Origin of the sequence: Rheinheimera lutimaris (assembly GCF_013283795.1) — a bacterium.
Classification (GTDB): Bacteria; Pseudomonadota; Gammaproteobacteria; order Enterobacterales; family Alteromonadaceae; genus Alishewanella; species Alishewanella lutimaris.
The window spans coordinates 1-21,099 of sequence record NZ_JABSOD010000033.1 but is presented as its reverse complement, the minus strand read 5'-3'; the positions used below and the strand labels follow the sequence as shown (position 1 = coordinate 21,099).

17 protein-coding genes and 1 tRNA gene are annotated in these 21,099 nt (G+C 49.8%); 3 read left to right on the top strand and 15 right to left on the bottom strand.

Translation table 11 applies throughout. The annotated features are described in order from the left end of the window. Positions 1-79 precede the first annotated feature (79 nt). From pssA to rluD, 4 genes are all read right to left on the bottom strand, one after another. On the bottom strand, positions 80-907 hold the full coding sequence (gene pssA / locus HRH59_RS18515) for a CDP-diacylglycerol--serine O-phosphatidyltransferase (protein WP_173502763.1): 828 nt from the start codon (positions 905-907) through the stop codon (positions 80-82). Between the two features lie 128 nt (positions 908-1,035). Further along, positions 1,036-3,615, bottom strand: a complete 2,580-nt coding sequence (gene clpB, locus HRH59_RS18510) for an ATP-dependent chaperone ClpB (protein WP_173502762.1) — start codon at positions 3,613-3,615, stop codon at positions 1,036-1,038. A gap of 93 nt (positions 3,616-3,708) precedes the next feature. Then, positions 3,709-4,449 (bottom strand): peptidoglycan editing factor PgeF, encoded by a 741-nt coding sequence (pgeF, locus tag HRH59_RS18505; protein ID WP_173502761.1) that lies wholly within the window; start codon positions 4,447-4,449, stop codon positions 3,709-3,711. Positions 4,450-4,454: 5 nt separating this feature from the next. Further along, positions 4,455-5,429, bottom strand: coding sequence for a 23S rRNA pseudouridine(1911/1915/1917) synthase RluD (gene rluD, locus HRH59_RS18500; RefSeq protein ID WP_173502760.1), 975 nt, complete (start codon positions 5,427-5,429; stop codon positions 4,455-4,457). A 124-nt stretch (positions 5,430-5,553) separates the two neighbouring features. On the opposite strand from rluD, the gene HRH59_RS18495 reads away from it, so the two are divergent. After that, positions 5,554-6,303 carry an outer membrane protein assembly factor BamD gene (locus tag HRH59_RS18495; protein ID WP_173502759.1) on the top strand — a complete coding sequence of 250 codons (750 nt, stop codon included), beginning with the start codon at positions 5,554-5,556 and terminating at the stop codon, positions 6,301-6,303. A gap of 37 nt (positions 6,304-6,340) precedes the next feature. Here the strand turns inward: HRH59_RS18495 and radA are convergent, their stop codons facing one another. Further along, entirely contained in the window at positions 6,341-7,702 is a 1,362-nt protein-coding gene (radA, locus tag HRH59_RS18490) for a DNA repair protein RadA (RefSeq protein WP_173502758.1), read from the bottom strand. A 120-nt stretch (positions 7,703-7,822) separates the two neighbouring features. Here radA and HRH59_RS18485 point away from each other — a divergent pair, with 120 nt between their 5' ends. Continuing rightward, complete coding sequence (locus HRH59_RS18485) at positions 7,823-10,348, top strand: PilZ domain-containing protein (protein ID WP_173502757.1); 2,526 nt, start codon at positions 7,823-7,825, stop codon at positions 10,346-10,348. Here HRH59_RS18485 and HRH59_RS18480 read toward each other — a convergent pair. Both HRH59_RS18480 and serB read right to left on the bottom strand, forming a co-directional pair. Further along, entirely contained in the window at positions 10,313-11,212 is a 900-nt protein-coding gene (locus HRH59_RS18480) for an alpha/beta fold hydrolase (RefSeq protein ID WP_173502756.1), read from the bottom strand. The two genes, HRH59_RS18485 and HRH59_RS18480, sit on opposite strands and share 36 nt — an antisense overlap. A 2-nt stretch (positions 11,213-11,214) precedes the next feature. Beyond that, entirely contained in the window at positions 11,215-12,291 is a 1,077-nt protein-coding gene (gene serB / locus HRH59_RS19505) for a phosphoserine phosphatase SerB (RefSeq protein ID WP_173502755.1), read from the bottom strand. A 41-nt stretch (positions 12,292-12,332) separates the two neighbouring features. Between serB and HRH59_RS18470 the strand changes: the two genes are divergently transcribed. After that, on the top strand, positions 12,333-12,935 hold the full coding sequence (locus HRH59_RS18470; protein WP_173502754.1) for an AhpA/YtjB family protein: 603 nt from the start codon (positions 12,333-12,335) through the stop codon (positions 12,933-12,935). Here the strand turns inward: HRH59_RS18470 and HRH59_RS18465 are convergent. The 8 genes from HRH59_RS18465 to HRH59_RS18430 form a co-directional block, all read right to left on the bottom strand. After that, positions 12,915-13,760 (bottom strand): TatD family hydrolase, encoded by an 846-nt coding sequence (locus HRH59_RS18465; RefSeq protein ID WP_173502753.1) that lies wholly within the window; start codon positions 13,758-13,760, stop codon positions 12,915-12,917. The genes HRH59_RS18470 and HRH59_RS18465 overlap by 21 nt on opposite strands. Next, positions 13,751-14,389: a pyridoxamine 5'-phosphate oxidase gene (gene pdxH, locus HRH59_RS18460; protein ID WP_173502752.1), complete on the bottom strand. Its 639-nt coding sequence runs from the start codon at positions 14,387-14,389 to the stop codon at positions 13,751-13,753. The genes HRH59_RS18465 and pdxH overlap by 10 nt, the downstream gene beginning before the upstream one ends. Before the next feature lie 2 nt (positions 14,390-14,391). Continuing rightward, positions 14,392-16,131: an arginine--tRNA ligase gene (argS, locus tag HRH59_RS18455; RefSeq protein WP_173502751.1), complete on the bottom strand. Its 1,740-nt coding sequence runs from the start codon at positions 16,129-16,131 to the stop codon at positions 14,392-14,394. 12 nt (positions 16,132-16,143) lie between these two features. Next, a complete protein-coding gene (gene prfC / locus HRH59_RS18450) occupies positions 16,144-17,730 on the bottom strand; it encodes a peptide chain release factor 3 (protein ID WP_173502750.1) in 1,587 nt (528 codons plus the stop codon). A 128-nt stretch (positions 17,731-17,858) separates the two neighbouring features. Next, entirely contained in the window at positions 17,859-18,299 is a 441-nt protein-coding gene (rimI, locus tag HRH59_RS18445) for a ribosomal protein S18-alanine N-acetyltransferase (RefSeq protein ID WP_173502749.1), read from the bottom strand. Continuing rightward, positions 18,289-18,687, bottom strand: coding sequence for a hypothetical protein (locus HRH59_RS18440; RefSeq protein WP_173502748.1), 399 nt, complete (start codon positions 18,685-18,687; stop codon positions 18,289-18,291). Before HRH59_RS18440 ends, rimI begins: the two co-directional genes overlap by 11 nt. A 9-nt stretch (positions 18,688-18,696) precedes the next feature. After that, a tRNA-Trp gene (locus HRH59_RS18435) sits at positions 18,697-18,773 on the bottom strand. Between the two features lie 153 nt (positions 18,774-18,926). Beyond that, the gene (locus HRH59_RS18430) at positions 18,927-20,963 is read right to left on the bottom strand and encodes a S9 family peptidase (RefSeq protein ID WP_173502747.1); all 2,037 of its coding nucleotides are present in this window, start codon (positions 20,961-20,963) and stop codon (positions 18,927-18,929) included. Between the last annotated feature and the right edge of the window lie 136 nt (positions 20,964-21,099).

Sequence of the window (21,099 nt, the reverse complement as noted above, 5' to 3'; positions counted from 1 at the left end):
ACCGATCTGAAAAATTCTTATCTGATCGGCATTACGCCACGGCGGAGTTTTTTAATACAGTACAGCTGATAATACCGCTTTACAGACTCTTGCTGTCATCCTTCGCATCTGTTGCTGTGGTGTCTTTATCTGCATCGGCAAAGTCCGCATCATCAGAATCGCCTACCACATGCTCCAGCTTTAATTTACGCACACTGCGGATAGTGGTTACCGGACCGGAGCAGGCATAAATAAAGAAGATACCAAACAGCATTTCAGCCGGACGTGACGCGATAACAACAAACACCAACACCACCAATAAAATGGTCAGGAAGGATACTTTGTCACGCCAGTTCACATCTTTAAATGAGTTATAGCGGAAGTTACTAACCATCAAAAGCCCGGTAACAATCGTCAGTAAACCCACTAAATAGCCGATATTATCGCCGTCAATTTGATAGATACTGCCGGTCCAAACCATACCGGCAACTATTGCCGCAGCAGCCGGACTGGCTAAGCCCTGAAAAAACCGGCCATCGGTAACGCCTAAATTGGCATTAAAGCGTGCCAGACGCAGTGCAGCACAGGCCACAAAGATAAAAGCCGCCAGCCAGCCAAACTTGCCATATTCTGCCAGGCCCCAGTTATACGCCACCAGCGCCGGTGCCATACCGAAAGACAACATATCTGACATGCTGTCGTACTGGGCACCAAATTCGCTTTGAGTGTTGGTTAAACGGGCTACCCGGCCATCCAGGCCATCAAAGATCATCGCCACAAAAATAGCCACGGCAGCTGCTTCAAAGCGGCCGTTCATGGAGGATACGATAGCAAAAAAGCCGGAGAACAAACCGGCAGTAGTCAGTAAATTGGGTAACAGATAAATGCCCTTGCGCGGGCTGGTGTCATTCGTTTTTGACTCGGTCATAAAGCAACTTCTGCGTTGTGGAATTACAGTGGATTATAAGGGACATACCTTAACATGGATAGTCTGCCGGCAAAAGTGAGCGCCCGGGCGCTCACTTAACCGGCACTATTCTGCTTACTGCGGCGCCATTACGCCCGGCTGCTAACCACAAACTGCGTGCCGTTATGGTCCAGCAGCACGGTATTGCCGGGCGGCACATCACCCTGCAACAACGCTTGCGCCAGCGGGTTTTCCAGGTGCTGCTGAATGGCGCGTTTTAACGGCCGTGCGCCATACAGCGGGTCAAAGCCCACCTCGGCCAGTTTATCCAGCGCGGCATCACTGATACTAAAACCATATTGCCGCTCTGCCAGCCGTTGCTCCAATCTCGCCAGCTGAATTTTAGCAATACTGCGGATTTGCCCGGTATCCAGCGGGTGAAACACTACGGTTTCATCCAGCCGGTTTAAAAACTCCGGCCTGAACTGTTGGCTCAGTACGCCCATCAGCATGTCTTTCATTTGCGTATAGCTGTATTCCATATAGTGCTGCTGGATCAGATCTGAGCCCAGGTTCGATGTCATAATGATCACGGTGTTTTTAAAATCGACCGTGCGGCCATGGCCATCGGTCAGGCGACCATCATCCAGTACCTGCAGCAAAATATTAAATACATCGGGATGAGCTTTCTCTACTTCATCCAGCAACACTACCGAATAGGGTTTACGCCGCACGGCTTCAGTTAAGTAACCGCCCTCTTCATAGCCGACATACCCCGGCGGTGCGCCCACTAAGCGCGATACTGCGTGCTTTTCCATAAATTCTGACATATCAATACGGATCATCGCATCCGGACTGTCAAACAAGAAGTTGGCCAGCGATTTGGTCAGTTCGGTTTTACCAACCCCGGTCGGGCCTAAAAACAAAAACGAGCCAATCGGTTTATTCGGATCAGACAGGCCGGCGCGCGAGCGGCGAATCGCATGTGATACGGCGGTAACCGCTTCATGCTGACCGATAACTTTTTCATGCAGCGCTTGTTCCATGCGCAGCAATTTATCACGCTCGCCTTCCAGCATTTTACTCACCGGAATACCGGTGGCTTTAGACAACACATCAGCAATTTCCTGCTCGGTTACTTTATTACGCAGCAACGTATTGTCGTGCATCTCGGCTTGTGAGGCTAAATCGAGCTTTTTCTCCAGTTCAGGTATGCGGCCGTATTGCAGCTCTGACATACGCTGCAAATCACTGGCACGGCGCGCGACGTCTAAATCGAGCCTGGCTTGCTCAAGCTCGGTTTTTATATTCTGCGTGCCCTGCAGAGCGGCCTTTTCTGACGACCAGACTTCATCCAGTTCGTTGTATTTACCATCCAGTTCACGAATTTGCTCCAAAATCATCTCGCGACGTTTTTTGGTGGCTTCGTCTGTCTCTTTGGCAAGCGCATTGTCTTCCAGTTTTAACTGAATAATGCGCCGCTCTAAACGGTCGAGCTCTTCCGGCTTAGAGTCCATCTGCATGCGGATACTGGACGCTGCTTCATCTATTAAGTCGATAGCTTTATCGGGTAACTGCCGGTCTGCCACATAGCGGTGTGACAAAGTAGCGGCCGCCACTATAGCTGGGTCGGTAATTTCAACCCCATGATGCAGCGCATAGCGCTCTTTCAAGCCACGTAAAATAGCAATGGTATCTTCGACTGTCGGCTCTTCTACCAATACTTTTTGAAAGCGTCGCTCTAATGCAGCGTCTTTCTCAATATATTTGCGGTATTCATCCAGCGTGGTGGCGCCCAGACAATGCAATTCACCACGGGCCAGCGCCGGCTTTAACATATTGCCGGCGTCCATCGCCCCCTCGGCTTTACCGGCGCCAACCATGGTATGAATTTCGTCAATAAACAAAATTACCTGGCCCTCTTCTTTGGCCAGTTCATTCAGTACCGCTTTTAACCGCTCTTCAAATTCGCCACGGTATTTAGCGCCCGCCAATAACGAGCCCATATCCAGCGACAGTACACGTTTATCTTTTAAGCCTTCCGGTACTTCTTTATTAATAATGCGCTGTGCCAGGCCCTCTACAATGGCCGTTTTACCCACGCCCGGTTCACCAATTAATACCGGGTTATTCTTGGTACGCCGTTGCAGTACCTGGATACAGCGGCGAATTTCTTCGTCACGGCCTATTACCGGGTCAAGCTTACCGGCCTCAGCGCGCGCAGTTAAATCTATGGTGTATTTGCTTAATGCCTGCCGGCTGTCTTCGGCGTTCACATCATCTACTTTTTGTCCGCCGCGCATTTGTTCAATGGCCGCTTCCACGCCCTCTTTGCTGACGCCGATTAAACGCAGAATTTTGCCCAAATCCGATTTATCGTCGGTGGCGGCCAATACAAAGAGTTCACTGGAGATAAACTGATCTTTGCGCTTTTGCGCCAGCTTGTCGCACTGCTGCAGCAACTGCGCAGTGGCTGATGACAGCTGTAAATTAGCGCCCTCGCCTTCTACCCGCGGCAACTTGTCTATCGCCTGGCTGACTTTAGAGCGTAATTCATTAAAATTAATCGCCAGTTTGTTCAGCAATTCGCGTACGGTGCCACCTTCCTGATTCAGCAAAGCGAACATCAGGTGTACCGGCTCAATAAACTGCTGATCACGGCCCAGCGCTAACGACTGCGCATCAGCGATCGCTTCCTGGAACTTACTGGTAAATTTTTCAAGACGCATTTATGCCTCCTACAAGCACAATGTTGTTGTGTCATAAGATTGGGCGCTATTGACGGAAATTCAAGCGATGAAACGTCAAAAAATTGACTTAGATCAGTCTAACCATATTGAGCTGGCCATACGGCCGGTTTGGCCATCGCGGCGGTAGGAAAAAAACCGTTGTGGTTGTTGGTAAGTACAGTAATTGCCGCCGTATATTTGTTGCACACCGCATTGGCTTAAACGTTGCCGCGCCAACAAATACAGATCGGCCAGCCATTTACCGTTATCAGCAGTAATAAAAGCATGCTCTGCTTCAGGCGCCTGCGCCATAAAAGCCGTGCGCACCTCTGGCCCCACTTCAAAAGCGTTTTGGCTGATCGCAGGGCCGAGATACACCAATACTTGCTCTGGTTTTGCAAAGTGCGCCAGGGTATTTTCAATCACGCCATTACACAAACCACGCCAACCGGCATGTATAGCAGCCACCTGAGAACCATTTACATCACATAACAGCAGAGGTAAACAGTCGGCCGTCATTACGGTGGCGACAACACCGCGTTCTGCCGTTACCGCCGCATCAGCATCACAACCGTTTATTGTTGTCGCAGTTAAGCGGATAACTCCGGTGCCATGCACTTGATTTAACCACACAGGTGGTGCCGGCATTTGTGATATTTGCTGATAGCGCAGGCGGTTTGCTGCCACTTTATCCGCAGCATCGGCGACATGATCACCCAGATTTAACGACGCATAAACGCCCTCTGAGCAGCCCCCCAACCGGCTGCTGCACACCGCCCACACATTAGGCGGTGCCGGCCAGTCAGGGATGAGCAGAGGGCTGTTATCAGGCATAGCTGTTACACGTAATCCAAACCGTGCTCGACAGTATCAGCACGCAAGGCAGCATTTAACTGCACCATGTCATCCGGGATCGGTGCATGCCATTCCAGAATTTCCAGCGTGATAGGATGCGCCAGTCGCAACATCGCCGCGTGCAGAGCCTGACGTTTAAAATTACGCAGAATAGTCAGCAATTGCTCATCGGCTTTACGTGGTGGCCGCGGCCGGCCGGCGTATACCGGGTCGCCTACCAGCGGGTGATTAACAAAGGTCATATGCACCCGGATTTGGTGGGTGCGGCCGGTTTCTAAGCGTAAGCGCAACCTGGTGTGCGCGCGGTATTTTTCCATCACCCGAAAGTGCGTGGTAGCCGGTTTACCGGATTGCGTGACCGCCATATGGGTGCGCTTGGTAGGATGGCGGCCAATAGGTTCATCTATAGTACCGCCGCCAGTCATGGCGCCATGGCATACGGCTTCATATTCACGGGTAATTTCACGCGCCTGCATAGCTTCAACCAAATGGGTTTGTGCCGGAATAGTCTTGGCTACCACCATCAAGCCGGTAGTGTCTTTATCCAGCCGGTGAATAATGCCGGCACGCGGTACTTCGCCAATACCGGGGCAATGGTGCAACAAAGCATTAAGCAAAGTGCCGTCGGCATTGCCGGCGCCAGGGTGTACCACCAGCCCGGCAGGCTTATTGATCACCAGGATGTGCTCATCCTCATAAACGATATTTAATTCTATCGCTTCGGCTTCAAAGCGCTGGTCTTCCGGCAATTCTGCCAGAATATCAATTTGCTCACCGCCAAGGAGTTTCTCCCGTGGCCGGTTTTGCAGAGCACCATTCACCTGCACGGCATCCGCCAGGATCCATTCTTTTATGCGTGATCGCGAATAATCAGGGAACATTTCGGCCAGCACCTGATCTAACCGCTTACCAAAAAGATGGTCTGGTACAATTTCTGAAAGTTTTAGCTGTTTTGTCATAACGGAAGCAGTTATCCTGTGTGCAACCCCGGCGGGTCTGGGGTAGAATCGCCAATAGCGTGTATTTTAGCGATTTTACGCCCGACTAGACAGCCATTTAGCTCAAGTAGTAACGGATTTTTAAATGAAAGCGAATTTTTTACTGATTTCTCTGTTGGCACTGACGCTGAGCGCTTGTGCCGGCAAACCAAAAGAACCGGATGTAAGCTCGACGCAAACAGCACAATCACTGTACCAGGAAGCCAAAGAAGTGCTGGACAACGGCCTGTATAACCGTGCTATTGAATTATTATCTGCAGTTGAAAGCCGCTACCCTTTTGGCCCGTTAGCGCGCCAGGTGCAGCTGGATTTGATTTATGCTCATTACCAGGCCGGCGATGTACAAAAGGCGTTAGCCGGTATTGACCGTTTTATCCGGTTGAACCCTAACCATACCGAACTGGACTATGTGTATTACATGCGCGGCCTGAGCAACCTTAAAGCCGATGAAAATGCGCTGCATAATATGTTAGGAATAGACCGCGCTGACCGCGACCTGGCCAGCACCCGCCAGGCCTTTGATGACTTTAAATTACTGCTAAGCTCGTTTCCTGCCAGCAAATATGCCGCCGAAGCGAAAAACCGCATGCTAAGTATTAAAGATACGCTGGCACGGCACGAGCTGTTTGTGGCCGACTACTATATGCGCCGTGGTGCATACCTGGCTGCAGCCAACCGCGGTAAATACATTGTCGAGTTTTATCGTGACTCGCCGCTGGTTGAACAAGCGCTGGAGGTGATGGTTGAAAGCTATGACAAGCTTGGCTTAACCAAGTTAAAAGACGATACCTATCAGGTACTGAAACTGAATTTCCCGCAAAATAACAAATTCTGAACCAGACAGCCCCGCAACAGCGGGGCTTTTTTTAGTGCTAAATTGCCTCCAACGCTTCAGACAACTTACTTACGCCGATCACTTCCATACCGCTGATACTGTCTTTCGGTGCATTAGCCAGCGGGACTATCGCCCGTTTAAAGCCATGTTTAGCCGCTTCACGCAAACGCTCCTGGCCACTGGGTACCGGACGAATTTCACCGGCAAGTCCAACCTCACCAAACACCACTAAGTCATTTGGCAGCGGTTTATCACGAAAACTCGACACCAGCGCCAGTAACGTCGCCAAATCGGCACTGGTTTCATTTACCTTAACGCCACCTACCACGTTAACAAACACGTCCTGATCGGCCATCTGAATACCGGCATGACGATGCATAACCGCCAGTAACATCGATATGCGGTTTTGCTCCATACCCAGAGTTACGCGGCGCGGATTGTTCAGCGGCGAATAATCGACCAGGCCCTGAATTTCTACCAGCAACGGTCTGGTGCCTTCCCACAGCACCATCACGATGCTGCCGGACTGATCCTCTTTACCGCGGGTTAAAAAAATGGCTGACGGGTTTTTTACTTCTTTCATGCCCTGGCCGGTCATGGCAAATACCCCCAGTTCGTTCACCGGGCCAAAGCGGTTTTTATTACCGCGCATAGTACGGTAACGATTGTCGCTGTCGCCATCGAGCATCACCGAACAGTCAATACAATGCTCCAGTACTTTAGGGCCGGCCAGAGAGCCGTCTTTAGTAACATGGCCCACCATAATAATGGCAATATGGTGCTGTTTGGCAAAACGGGTTAAATAGGCTGCACTTTCACGTACCTGGGACACACTGCCGGGCGCCGACTGAATATCGGCCAGATGCATAACCTGGATAGAGTCAATAACCATAATGCGCGGCTTTTCCTGCTGCGCCAGCGCGCAGATGGTCTCGACGTTGGTTTCTGCCAGCATTTTAAGCGCATTGGTTGGCAGGCCCAAACGCTGTGCCCGCATCGCCACCTGTTGTAAGGACTCTTCCCCGGTAATATACAAAGCCCCGCCCTGCTGCGCCAGGCCACACATCACCTGCAGCAGCAAGGTACTTTTACCGGCGCCCGGGTGGCCGCCAATCAGAATGGCGGAACCGGGCACTATACCGCCGCCCAATACGCGGTCGAACTCGGCAAAACCGCTGCTAAAGCGCGGTACGTCTTGTAAGTCTACTTCATCCAGCCGCATCACTTTGGCTACCGCCGCACCAGCATAGCCTTCAAAGCGGGCATTTTTACTGACGGCAGTGCCCAGTCGCACTTCACTGACGGTATTCCAGGCGCCGCACTCGGTGCATTGGCCCTGCCAGCGCACAAAATCGGCACCACAATCGCTACAGACGTAAGCGGTTTTTACTTTTGCCATAATTAATTTTCTCAAGCTAAATGAAAGGCATGGATATTGCTTTTCAAAATATAACAACGTAGCGTACTACAGATTATAACCCTAAGGTGCCGGTATTTTGGCATTAAACCTGACCGAATTATGACAGCAGCAGATTTACAACAATATATCGGCGTTATCGACCGGATGAAAAGTTTGCTTAACAGCGCCGACTTTGATCAGGTCTTTAGTTTATTGACTTCCGATCTGCCTAAGTCGAAACAATTCCTGTTAAAAATGGAACTTAAGCGCATGGCACAGCCATGCAATTACTTTATCGACTTACGCGGCCATGTCGACGGTGATGTTATCCCCTATGACTATATGGGTAAAACGCACTACATGGACTACAACGCCATTAAGGTATTTGAAGCCGGCTTAAAGCAATATGGCAGCTATACTCTGGGCCTGTACGAAGAAGTGTTGAACACTGAAAACAATTTTCGGGTAATGCACCGTAAAGAAACCGAGCAGCGGGTGCGCACGGCTTTACAGCAGTCACCGGACAGTGACAACGACAGCGCAGAGCCTGATGACGACGCATTGCCGCAATATGCCAATATAGTGCGGTTTGGCGGCTATACCGCCAGACGCGATGAGCGCATGCACTTTAGCATTGATGTTGAAATAGAACTGGGCGGCAAACGCATACGTGCCAGCACCAGCGACTTGTCGGTGTCGGGCAGTAAAATAAAGCTGCAACAACCAATGAGCGCCAACATCGGCCAAACAGTTAAACTGCATTTTACCGGGCTGGAGCAAGAGTTTATACTGGGCCTGGCAGATGGCGTAATGTACAAAATTGTCGATATTGATACTCAAGCTGCTGCGATTTACTGGCGTTTGCAACGACAGCAAGATAATAACGAGCCGCAGTTTGTCGAGTTTTTACAAAACTTTATTAATGCCAATAAACGCCGCTATAAGGTTAATTTAAACAGCGTTTGCCAAAGTTTGCGCACCAAGGGCTATGAACAATTTTATTTACCCCGCATCAGCAGCTTACCGGTATTTATTGCAGTAAAAGACGGCCGGCCTGAACCGGTCTGCACCCTGACCACTGATTACAATAAAGCTATCTGGCATTACTTTTTGGATGAGCAGCACCAGGCGGTATTTGCTTCTGTTTGCCATGCCCGCCGTCTGAAAAGCCTGTTGCAAATGCCCGGGCCGGAGCAGTCGACTATTTTGTACTGTTTTACCCATGCCGTAAAAGGCCGGTTGTTCTTTTATTCTGCGACCCGTGAAGAATTGGCAGCTTCAGAGCAACTTAAAGAAACATTTCTCGGTTTTGGCGCCGGTAAACCCAGCTGGCGGGTTTTCCATTTTAGTGTATTACGCACCACACCATCGCAGGCTGAAATGCCGGCCACGCTGCCGGAAAGCAGCAGCCATAAAAAAGCAGCACCGTTGTCAGCAAGGGTAGAACAGTTTATTCAGGATATTCGCTACATTGTCAACCTGACAGATATTAACGGCACAGACACCACCTTCTGGTATCAAAGCTATCCGGTGGACCAGCAACAGCTGAAATCGCTGGCGCAATTTGGTCATAAAAAACCGGCCAACCCGGTCAGTTGTGAAGCGGTGCCGGTGCAATATGTCAATTTACGCTCTGAATCACGCTATTTGTATAAAACAAACGTCAGTATTCGCGATGCCAATGCCACAGAACTTAACGGCCACAGCCGCGACTTTTCTTCCAAAGGCTTGCAGGTAGAAACAGCTATTCCGGTACGCTTTAATAAAGGTGATGTACTGCAGTTAAGTTTGCCGGATATGCAAAAAATCAGTAATAAATACGCTTTAAGCAGCTTGCAGTACGAAGTAATGGCGGTAAGTAAAAGCCGTACCATTATGAACCTGCGCGCTGTAGAAACGGACGAGCCCCACACCGGCCGGCTGTTTTTTTCGCAGCTGATCCAAAATAACCGCGCCAAACTGACACCGGCTGAAGAAAGCCCGAAGTACCCGGGGTTATCTACTGCGCTGCGCAATATGTATCTTAATGTACACAATTGTTTTGCCTTATACCTGCACCGTAAAGGCATACGTTACGATATAGATACGATAGCGAAAGGTAACAGCAGCAACAGCCTGCACAAATTGCTTAGCCTGCACAGCGGTGACGAAACGCAAATAGACCTTGCCTTGATACTGCAAAATAACGCTGCCAGCCTGAATTTTGCCCAACAGTTAAAGCAAATGAAACGTTTTGACAGCCCGAAACAATATGAGCTTTTTTTGCTGCTCAGCAAAGAGCCCGGCAACGAAGCACTGCAAATCAGCTGCAAATACGATTATGAGTTCAGCTCAGAACAAAGCAAACAACAGTTTGTGTTAGACGCCAGGCAACATGGCATATTATTTTGCTATCGCCTGCTGCTGTCACGTACCGGCCGGCCCGATACTGATTATATTGCGCAGGAACTCAGTTATATCAGTGCTTACGCTATCCATAAAGCGAGGCAGTTGGAAGAGGAGCTGTGGAGTGTGGCCGGCATGATAGACGCTGTAGATATATCCGCCGAAATATACTGGCGCTATGGCGCTGTCACTGAGTCAGAAAAACAACAGCAGCAACGCCTGCAGTTACTCAGTACCCAGCTGCAGCAGCCAGTCGTGTAATTGTGCAAAATGATCAGTCTCTGCCGCTGGGTGCGTTAGCATAGAGATATGATCGTAGTCCTGCTTATAGCCATTAGCCTTACCCAGCAAGGTAAACCTGGCTTGCGGCGCGGTTTCGGCGATAAAAGCCTGCACGTCCTGCGGATGGCCGAGCAAACGGTCATTTTGTGCGGCAAAATGCCACACCGGTGGCCAAACTGTTGTTTTGCTGCTGCCGGCGTAATCAAACTGGTCGGTTAGATCAGTAAAAGCGCCACCTTTAATCCAATGTACCGTATCCTGCAAAAACTGCTCTGGCTCATCATCGGCGCCAAAACGCCATTTTCGGGCCGGAAAATAGCCATATTTTTTACTGAGCCAGGGCGCGACAGTATTCCATATCAGATCAATTTTAAGTTTGCGCTCAAGGCCTTGTACGCTAATAACCCGCTTACTGCCAAAACACACTTTAGCCGCAACTTTAGCTGCAAGTTGCGGGAAACGCGCCAAACTGGCTGCCGTCAGCACCCCACCCCAGGAATGTGCAACCAAAATAACCGGCTGTTGATGCAACTGATATATATGCTCAATTAACGCCGGAATGTCGCGGGTAATCATCTGTTGCTGACTTTGGGCAAAACCTTGTGATACATGCGGCTTAGACAAGCCACGGCCGGCGAAATCAGCGCAATACACCATAAAACCGTGATCGGCCAGGTAGCAGCCCAGCCCCTTGCCGGAGCGGCTGTAAAAAATACGGCCGTTCTCAATAGCTCCATGCAACATTAATACCGGTGCTATACCTTGCTGCATTGGCAACAGGCGGCGCAAATGCAGTTGGTACTGCTGTAAATCCAGATAGAGTGAACTTTGCTGATGCTTCATGCTTAATCCAGCAAATACAGCAGCTGCAATAAAGATCCCTGGCGGATTGCCGCTTTGGCCTGTGCCTGCACCCTGGGTTTAGCATGAAACGCTACACCCAACGCCGCGGCTTGCAGCATAGGAATATCATTTGCACCATCACCTATAGCTACGGTTTGCAGTGCTGCAATACCATATTCTGTGGCCAGCCGGTTAACAACCTGCGCTTTAGTGTTGGCATCAACAATCTCGCCGCTCACCTTGCCGGTGAGGTTGCCGTCGACAATTTCCAGCACATTGGCAAACGTAGCGGTTAGCCCCAGTTGCTGCTTAAGCGCATCAGTAAAGTAGGTAAAGCCGCCTGAGGCAATTGCAACCTGCCATTGCTGCGTTTTTAAATGACTAACCAGCTCAGTTAAACCCGGCATCAACGGCAAGGCATCCAGTACCTGGCGTAAAATCGCCTGCGGCGCGCCCCGTAACGCTGCTACACGTGCTATCAGGCTTTGGGCAAAATCCAGTTCGCCATTCATTGCACGCGCTGTTACTGCAGCCACCTGCTCGCCGACACCGGCTAATTTAGCAATTTCGTCAATGCACTCTATCTGTATTGCGGTGGAATCCATATCCATCACCAGCACGCCGGGCTTTGCCAACACAGGCCGCTGCGGCAGATACACCAGCTCGACACCTGGTGCTGCCGGCCATTCAGCTAATTGTTGCTGCAGTTCCAAACTTAAAGGCTGCGCTAACAACAGCTCTACCGCACCAGCTAGCTGCGGATGCGGCCGGTATATCCGGCACGTTACAGCATGTTCAGGGGATATGCGCTGTAATACAGCCGAAACAACCTGCCAATCCAGCGCCGCACCAAACAACCGCACCACTGCAGCTCCGGAAGCAGTATCGGCAGTAAAGGCCCCTGTCTCAGCCAGGTTTAATGGCTGGTTGCTATGCAACAATAACGCTGTATCGCAATGCTTAACGGCATATTGATTTTCGGTTGTAAGATGCACTAAGGGTGATGCAGCAGCTTGCTGCTGCAAAGGAATATGATAAAAAAACGACACTCTGCTACCTATACTTAACGCCACAGCCATGGCATCCTACCCGCTTTAATGACTGGCTTAGCTGGCGCTTTATGGAAAATATGCAGAACGATATCCCATTACCGGACAGCACTTCAAGCACTATTAAACTGTTGCAGATAGCTGTTGCCGTTATCGGTATATGGCTGTTATTGCACAGCTGGGTACTGACACAGCAACAAGGTAAACAATTGTTGCAGCAGCAAAGCAGCCAGCTGATGCGCGAAACATTGATGGCGTTATCACACACGGCCGCTTATTTAATTGAACACGACCAACTCGACGGCCTGGAGCAGCTAACGCAGCATATTGCCGCCAGCCCATATCTGCATGATGTGGTGGTGTACGATGCCAATGGCGTGCGCATGAGTTGGTCTGAAGGTAGTGCGCCGGCGCGGCTGCTATATAGCCCGGCACAAACAGAACCGCTACAGGCGATGGTGCAATCGATCACTAAAGATCAGCAGTTGCTCGGTTATATTAAATTAAGCTTGCGTCAGGATGCGGCATTAACCCCTATCAGCTTATCGTGGCAGCAAATGATGCAGCAGCTGATGGCTATGTTGGTATTAGCCGGCATTGTTGGTTTTATGCTGCGCCGTGGTTTCTCGCGCTTGTCCCGCCAGTCGCTACGCTTACGCCGTGCCAAACCTTAGTACATTTAAGCTGTTTTGCCACAGCTGCGCTGCAATCTGCCGGCTTGGCTCCGGCCGTAGTTGGCAAAAAGCGTCAAACACCCGTGCCAGCTGCGCCGGGGTGTTCACTTCCCCCTGATATCCGGCCAGCGGCATGGCTGGTGCATCGGTTTCCAGCACAAAACATTCAAGCGGCAGTTTTCGCACCGTGCTACGGGTTTTTTCCGCCCGCTCATAGGTAATGGTGCCGCCGATCCCCAGCTTAAAACCCAAATCGACAAAGGCCATGCCTTGTTGCTGACTGCCGGAAAAGGCATGCAAAATACCGCCTGCGCTAAACTGCTGCCGTTTAAGCTCTGCCAACAATTGAACCTGACTTTTGCGATGATGCAGCACCACCGGTTTACCGTGCTGTTTAGCCAGCGCCAATTGCGCTGTAAACAGCTGTTGCTGTATAGCGAAAGTAGCTTCATCCAGCGCAAAATCCAGCCCTATCTCCCCTACAGCAACAATAGCGCTGCTATGTTCTGTAACAAGCTTATCCAGCGCAGCTACAGCATCAAGCGAATGCTTAGCAGCCCACCAGGGATGGATACCCAAAGCGATATGCCAATATGAATGGTGTTGCTGTAAGCTCAGCAGGTTTTGCCAGGCCGCTTGTTGCACGGCAGGAATAAGCAACGCCGTTACACCGGCTTGCTGTGCGCTTTGCCAGTGCATTTGCTGCTCAGAGGCTAATTCCGGCAAGTCGAGATGGCAATGGGTGTCGAAAAGTTTAAGCGGTTGACTACCACTAGCGGTATTGCTGGCAGCAGCCGGTAAAACGGATGTGTCCGTTACGGACATAACCGGTCAATGCTCCAGCTATTGTCGTCTTGTTTGCTGTACATAAAGCGGTCATGCAAGCGGTGCTCGCCGCCTTGCCAGAATTCAATTTTATGCGGCCGCACTAAAAAACCGCCCCAGAATGACGGCAAAGGCACTTCACCGTGTTCAAACTTATGTTTTATCTCAGCAAACTTTTGCAGCAGTGCCTGACGGGTAGACACCGGCCGGCTTTGCTCTGACGCCCAGGCGGCCAGTTGGCTTTCTTTCGGCCGCGATAAAAAGTACTTAGCCACCTGGGTGGCTGATACCCGCTCTGCAATGCCATAGACGATGACCTGACGCTCCAGCGGATGCCAGGGAAAATGCAGACACACTTTGGGATTGGCTGTTAACTCTGTAGCTTTGCGGCTACCAAGGTTAGTGTAAAAGGTAAAGCCGTCAACGCCGACATCTTTTAACAGTACCAGCCGCTGTGACGGCTGGCCATCTGCATCCACACTGGCGACACACATGGCGGTAGGATCGGGCAATTCGGCCGCTATGGCATCTTTTAGCCATAACTCAAACTGAGCTATCGGATCCGGATTTAGTTTATCCAGCTCCAGCTTATCTTTGGTATAACTGCGGCGAATTGCGTCGATCTTCATATTTACATACGCTCCATAACCTCAATACCCAACAAGTCCAGACCCTGCTGTAATAAACGTGAAGTAAAAATACTCAGCATTAAACGGCTGTCACGTACTTGTGGTTCAACCCCGTCTTTTAATATCGGGCAAGCCTCGTAGAAGGTCATATACAAACTGGCCAGTTCATACAGGTAATTACACAGCAAGTTAGGCTGGGCGTCTTTTATTACCAGCTGCAGCGTTTCTTCAAAGCGCAGCAGCTTCACCGCCAGTTGTTTTTCCTGCTCTTCTACCAATTGCAATGTCGCGCTATAGCCATCATCGACCTCAGCACGGCGTAAAATACTGCGCACCCGGGTATAAGCATATTGCAGGTAAGGCGCGGTGGCACCTTCAAAGCTCAGCATCGCATCCCAGCTGAAAATATAATCGCTGGTACGGTTTTTCGATAAATCGGCAAATTTAACCGCGCCGATGCCAACTTTACGCGCTACTTCAGCAATTTCTGCCTCTGTTAAATCGGTGGCTTTTTCCTGCACCACAGCTTTGGCGCGCACCACGGCTTCTTCTAACAGTTCAGCCAGTTTAACGGTGCCGCCGGTACGGGTTTTGAAGGGTTTGCCGTCTTCACCCATCATGGTGCCGAACGGGCAATGATCATAGGCGGTTTCGCTGCGCAGATAGCCGGCTTTGCGTGCTACCAGCTCAACTTGCTTAAAGTGCAAGCCCTGGCGGGCATCGGTAAAAATAATCACCCGATCAGCCTGCAAAGTGTGGCTACGATGCTGGCAGGCGGCTAAATCGGTAGTAGCATACAAAAAGCCACCACCGGTTTTTTGCACGATAAATGGCGATGGATTACCTTCTTTGTCGGCCAATTCCTGCAAAAACACCACCAGGGCGCCTTCACTTTCAACAGCCAACGACTGTGCTTTTAAATCGGCGATAATGCCATGCAACATAGCGTTGTAAGCACTTTCCGGCTTGATATCAGCATGCGTCAAAGTAACATTGAGCTTTTGATACACTTCATCGCTGTGTTTAATTGAGGTATCAATAAACAGCTGCCACAGCTTTTGGCAATGTGCATCGCCGCTTTGCAGTTTCACCACGTAATCACGTGACTTATCGGCAAAGCCGGCTTCATCATCAAAGCGTTTTTTTGCTTCGCGGTAGAAATCTTCCAGGTCAGCCAATGCCACCTGCTCTAAGTCGATGCCGGCGGCCAGCTTGTCTTCCAGATGCGCAATCAGCATACCAAACTGAGTACCCCAGTCGCCCATATGGTTCTGACGAATAACCTTATCACCCCAGAACTCCAGCGTACGCACGACGGCATCACCGATAATGGTCGAACGCAAATGGCCTACGTGCATCTCTTTGGCCAGGTTAGGCGCAGAGTAATCGACCACTACAGTTTGTGGTGCCGCATTTGGGCTGACACCTAAACGGTTATCACTGCTGGCTTGCTGTAATTGCGCCGCCAACCAGCTTTTGTTCAGCGTAACGTTAATAAAACCCGGGCCGGCAATGTCGGCTTTATCAGCCATATCACCAAGATCCAGCTGCTGTACCAATTGCCCGGCTAACTGCCGCGGATTAGTTTTTAACAGCTTGGCGGCTGCCATAGCGCCGTTAATTTGATAATCACCAAACTCCGGCTTAGTACTTACGGTAACCGCAGCATTGGTATCAGCAGGTAAGCCAAGAGCGACAAAGGCGGCCTGAGTTTTTTCGGTTAATAAATGCTTAATATTCATGCGCCCAGCCTGTTAGTGTTCACGGGTTTTATGGAATTTAATTTTCGGGTAACGCTCTATCGACAAATTCAGGTTTACCATAGTCGGCGCGATATAGGTTAAAGCATCGCCACCATCCAGTGCTAAATTCTGGCTGGCTTTGTTTTTAAACTCATCCAGCGCTTTGGCATCATCACTGTATACCCAGCGTGCAGTAGAAACGTTTACCGCTTCGTACAGCGCATCGACGTTGTATTCCGACTTTAACCGGCTAACCACCACATCAAACTGCAGCACACCAACAGCGCCGACAATTAAATCGTTATTATCCAGCGGCCGGAACACCTGTACTGCGCCCTCTTCAGACAACTGTACCAAGCCTTTTAGCAGCTGCTTCTGCTTTAACGGATCGCGCAAGCGAATACGGCGGAACAACTCGGGCGCAAAGTTCGGTATACCGGTAAATTGCATGTTCTCGCCGGTAGTAAAGGTGTCACCGATTTTAATGGTGCCGTGGTTATGCAAGCCGATAATATCGCCCGGGTAAGCTTCTTCCAAATGCTCACGATCGCCGGCCAAAAAGGTTAATGCCTGCGGGATCAACACGTCTTTACCAATGCGCACATGGCGCACCTTCATGCCTTTTTCGTATTTACCCGACACGATCCGCAAAAATGCCACCCGGTCACGGTGCTTCGGGTCCATATTGGCTTGAATTTTAAATACAAAGCCACTAAAGCCGGTTTCTGTAGGAACAACGGTACGGCTATCGGTAGCGCGCGCTTGTGGCGTTGGCGCCCACTGGGTTAAACCGTCCAGCATATGGTCGACACCAAAGTTACCCAGGGCGGTACCAAAGAACACCGGCGTTAATTCACCTTTTAAAAACAGCTCACGGTCAAACTCATGGCTGGCACCCTGCACCAGTTCCATTTCGTCCCGCAGCTGAGCGGCGTAATAACCAATGCGTTTATCCAGTTCAGGGTTATTTAAGCCCTTAATGATATCCACATCCTGAATAGTGTGACCCATACCGGACTTATACAAAATAATCTCATCACGTAAAATGTGATACACGCCTTTAAACTCTTTGCCCGACGCAATTGGCCAGGTAATAGGCGCGCAGGCAATTTTCAGTACGCTTTCTACTTCATCTAACAAATCAACCGGGTCGCGGATATCGCGGTCCATTTTGTTCATAAAGGTAATAATAGGCGTATCGCGTAAGCGGGTAACTTCCATCAGTTTAATGGTGCGGTCTTCTACACCTTTAGCGCCGTCAATAACCATCAAACATGAATCTACCGCCGTTAAGGTACGGTAAGTATCTTCCGAGAAGTCTTCGTGGCCGGGCGTATCCAGCAGGTTTACCAGGCAGTCGTTATACGGAAATTGCATAACCGAGGTAGTAACCGAAATACCGCGCTCTTTTTCCATCTCCATCCAGTCTGAGGTAGCATACTGGCCGGATTTTTTACCCTTTACGGTACCGGCTTTTTGGATCAGCTGTCCGAACAGCAAGACCTTTTCGGTAATGGTGGTTTTACCGGCGTCGGGGTGCGAGATGATCGCAAAGGTACGCCGGCTGTTTACTTCGGCTAAAAAGTTATCTGTGCTCATAATATCCAATAGTGTGTTACCGCAGGCATCCGGCTACGGTGTAGGGCTAAAACCCAAAAGTAAATGATAATGCGGGCGATTATAGCAGCTTGAATGGCGCGGGCACAGAGTACAAATGCAGGGTTGCGCTACAGAATACAACTCATCAGCAAGGCATCTTCTTTACCTGAACTACTGACGTAATAACCTTTGCGTAACCCGGTTTTAGTAAAACCGTAGCGCTGATACAAAGCGATAGCCGCCAGGTTACTGCTGCGCACTTCCAAAAATACTTCACTAGCGCCTCTGGCAGCGCCTTCCTGTAAAAAGTGCTGCAGCAATATCCGGCCGTAACCCTTGCCTTGCTCAGCCTGCGCAACACAGATATTAAACAGCTCCAACTGTTCTAAAATCAGCTGAGCAATGTAAAAGCCAACGATACTCCCGCTGTTATCCAGTAATTTGTAGCTGAAATAACTGTCCGCAAAGCTGCTTAAAAAAGCACTTTGCTGCCACGGATAAAGATTGGCCTGTTGTTCAATCTGCAAAACAGCAGCGACATCATGCGGGCTTAGCAGCTCAATCTTCATCTTGCGTGCTCAATAATTGCCACAGTGCTTTCTTTGCAGCTGCATGGCGCAACTCTGATAAAGCCGGGGTAATAAGCTGCTGATCGGTAAGCTCAGTAACAGCAGCCTGCAAATTAATGCACCAACTGACGCCCTCCGGCAGCGCGAGCTGAATGTCCTGCGCCAATAAATGGCTAAGGTCCGGTGCGGCATTGCCTGAGACTGTCTGGGAAGTTGAAACGGCGCTGGCGGCAATATCAACCGTTAACGAGCTGTCTGGTAAAGCAGTATCTGTCGGTATACAGTCATCAGCAGGCGATTGCTGTACAGCAAAGGTGGCGGTTAATTTAACCGGCGTAATTTGCAATACGTTGAGTAGCTGCTGTTGAAAATAAGAAAATGTTGTCATAACGAGAAGTGGCAGGGGCAGAGGGATTCGAACCCCCAACCATCGGTTTTGGAGACCGCTGTTCTACCAATTGGAACTATGCCCCTGTAGCTGGTCGCGCCATTATACAAAAGCCGCTTCAAAGGTAAAGCAAAAAGCTGTGCTAATACATTCAACTGCATATAAAACGAGCATTCAGGGCGAAATCAGGTGTTTAGCCTAACACAAGCCCGGCAGCCTGCCTACCGGGCCCGAATAGGTTATTCGCTGGTTTTCTGCCGGTATTGTTCAAACCAGTACAGAATATAAGCTGTTTTGGCCATTAAGTTGCTTGGCCGGCTATAAATCGAGTGCGATGCATCCGGGATCCGTACCATAGCCGTATCAACGCCGCGCAACTGCAATGCCTGATAAAACTGCTCGGTTTCAGAAATAGGCGTGCGATAGTCTGCTTCACCGGTCATCAACATGGTTGGTGTTGTGACATTACCGACATAACTGATAGGAGAATACTTCAAATAATGCTCAGGCTTTTCCCACGGCATGCCGGGAAACCAGTACTGGCTGAAATAACTGTACATATCCGCATTTAGGACGAAGCTAAACCAGTTAATAACCGGTTTAACCGCAACCGCCGCAGCAAAGCGGTTGGTATGCCCTACCGTCCAAGCTGTCAGCACACCACCACCGCTACCGCCGGTAATAAACTGTTCTTTTTCGTTTATAAAGCCTTTGGCAATAACTGTATCTACACCATCCATCAGATCATTAAAGTCCTGGCTGGGATATTTATGGTGAATAAGATTGGCAAAATCTTCGCCGTAGCTGGTACTGCCACGCGGGTTGGTATACAGCACTACATAGCCCTGTGCTGCCATTAGCTGCAATTCCAAAGCGAAATGCGGGCCATAAGCCGTGTGTGGGCCGCCATGTATTTCAAGAATTAACGGATATTTCTTATTGGCGTCAAACTGTGGCGGGTAAATAATCCAGCCCTGCAACTTGCGCTGATCTACCGACGAGTTATACCAAAACTCTTCTACCTTGCCGATATCTTTGGCAAACAGCAGATCGGCATTCAAATCAGTCACCGTTTGTTTTTTACGCTTAGCAATAACAGCCAATTCAGCCGGTTTTTGCGTGTTCATTTGGGTATAAGCAATCAGACCAGTATCTGCGGCAGCAAATTGGCCCCCGCTATAAGGCCGGCTGTAAGAGCCTCCACCCAGGTCATCGGTCAGTACACTGCGTTTGCCGGATAAAGCTTGTTCCGCCAGTATGCCTTTGCCTTCGCTGTCATAAGAGATATACAACGCTTTGCTATTGGGCAACCATTGAAAATCACTGATAGCACGATCCAAATCTTCTGTCAGGTTGCGAATATTGCTGCCATCAGTGTTCATTACATATAAACGATTCGCCTGATGCGCCAATTTGCGGTCATCAAAACCAACATAAGCAACTAGCTTACCATCAGGCGATAACTGCGGCCGGGCATCCGGACCGTTACGATCTGTTAGCTGTGTAAGTTTACGATCTTGCAGCGTAAGCTGAAAAATCTCACTATTAAGCGGCTGCGCTTGCCAGTTTTCATGCCGGTTAGCAGAGAAATACAGTGCTTTGCTATCTCTCGCCCAACTTATTACACCTGCATGATTAAAGTCACCTTCAGTTAACTGAATAGCAGAACCACCGTCAGCGGCCATTATATAAATATGTTGATAACCGGATTTAAGATAGCCGGCTCCATCGGCGCGGTAATGCTTATTATCAATATAAACCGGTGCTTTAGCCCAATCGGCTTTCTCCGGTTTGCCAGGCAAGGCAACCGGTGCTTTCACGGGTTTTGGTGTAAACATACTGAACGCCAGCCATTTACCATCGGGTGACCAGCTTAAATTGGTCGGGTTATGCTGTAACTGGCTTAACTGTGACGAACGGCCACTGTCCAGCCACTTAACATGAATCTGGCCGTTGCTAATATAAGCCAGGCGGTTATTATCCGGTGCCCAACGTGGTGAAGCTGCGTTTATGTCTTTATCTGTTAAGGCTTGCAGTGTTTTACCGTCAGCAGAGCTTAACCACAATGTCATGCGCCGCCGGTCTGTTTGCCGGTCCATCCAATTACGTACAAACACAATTTGTTCGCCTTTAGCGTCCGGCTGCGGGTCTGAGACAAACTCCAATTCAAATACATCGTCATATTGCAGTGGCTTAGCAGCCGCTATTGCGCTGTTTGCGGTTAATATCAATGCAGCAGTTAAGCACAAACGGCTGGTTATACGAGGTAAGTTCATCTTGGTATCCGCTGTTATAGTTATAGATGTCATTTGATACTAACCGAATAACCGTCAGTGAAGCCATGATTACGTTCAGGCGTAAAATTACAGAGATAAAACGCAAAAAGGCCTACCGGTTAGGGTAGGCCTTTTG